General features: G+C 47.8%; 1 protein-coding gene. It reads left to right on the top strand.

The genetic code is table 11. The features are described 5' to 3' along the window. On the top strand, positions 1-696 hold a 696-nt coding region (locus A3751_RS18410; RefSeq protein ID WP_197466488.1), incomplete at both ends, for a (2Fe-2S)-binding protein.

The raw sequence follows: 696 nt of genomic DNA, 5'->3' as shown, positions 1-696 counted from the left end.
TTCAGATTGACAGCGCTCAGCGGCGTGGAGAGTTATTTGCGCCAATTCACTGGGGAAAACAATGGTCTTCTTCTGCCTCAATCGCTTATTTGTATAGTGATGCGCGAGACGCGATCTCAGGGCAGCCGGAGCTGAAGCATGCGGCCGTCGCGCTCGAAAAGCTGACAGTAAAAAAACATGCGTACCTGTTGCTCCGTGAGGAGCTTGATCATCGTGTTTTGTCGACGATGGCCGAAGTTTGGAGCAAAATCCGAATCAATGGTGCGTTCGTTTATCGGATCAGTTGTCTTGAATCGACTACGGAAATTGCCCAGCAGTTAGCCGATTTAGGCGTCATTTCTTCGACTCAAAGCATGAGCCATACCAAGGCTACTGGCAGAGTCTCGTTATATTTAAATCAGGGTGCTTTGAGCGCCCTCCTGATGGAGCAGTCGTCACCGCTCGATTTTCATAGAGCGTGGTTTGAGTCTCTTATTCAGGAAAATGCATTGAGTAGCGAACAGATTCATGAACTTCTGCACGGAGAGGTGGACGATGAATTTACGCAAGGGAAAATTGTCTGTAGTTGTTTCAAGGTTGGAGAGAAGGCCATTCATGATGCCATAGAAACCAAGCAATGTGACTCTGTAGAGTCGCTTGGCGATGCGCTTAAGTGTGGAACCAATTGTGGATCGTGTAAGCCGGAATTGAAGAAAA

The sequence above is a fragment of the Oleiphilus sp. HI0080 genome (genome assembly GCF_001635135.1).
The sequence above is the reverse complement of the archived record's forward strand: the minus strand, read 5'-3'. Positions and strand labels throughout refer to the sequence as shown.